The following is a 251-nucleotide window of genomic DNA, read 5'->3' as shown; positions in this document are numbered from 1 at the left end:
ATCGACCATGTAAGGTTCGGCGCATCCGGGCGAAGAAGCGGAAACCGTTCGGTCGCCAGCCCTTTACGGCGTCGTCTGCGTTTTACGCTCAGTCCATTAAGGTGGTAAATACGGTATACCCGCTTGTGATTGACGTGAAGGCCCTCCCTACGCAGCAACTGCCAGATACGCCGATAACCAAAACGTCTGCGTTCAAGCGCCAGCTCAGTAATACGCCCTGATAAATGTGCATCAGCAGCCGGACGCTGAGC

General features: G+C 55.4%; 1 protein-coding gene. It reads right to left on the bottom strand.

Annotation, left to right across the window (positions count from 1 at the left end; genetic code table 11):
• Positions 1–251, bottom strand: a 251-nt coding sequence (locus EVX52_RS25185) for an IS3 family transposase (protein WP_129992352.1), incomplete at both ends; no start/stop codon positions are given.

Origin of the sequence: Rahnella sp. CFA14(1/10) (assembly GCF_004195095.1) — a bacterium.
GTDB classification, from domain to species: domain Bacteria; phylum Pseudomonadota; class Gammaproteobacteria; order Enterobacterales; family Enterobacteriaceae; genus Rahnella; species Rahnella perminowiae.
Note: the sequence above shows the minus strand (reverse complement) of the source record. Positions and strands in the feature narration are given on the sequence as shown.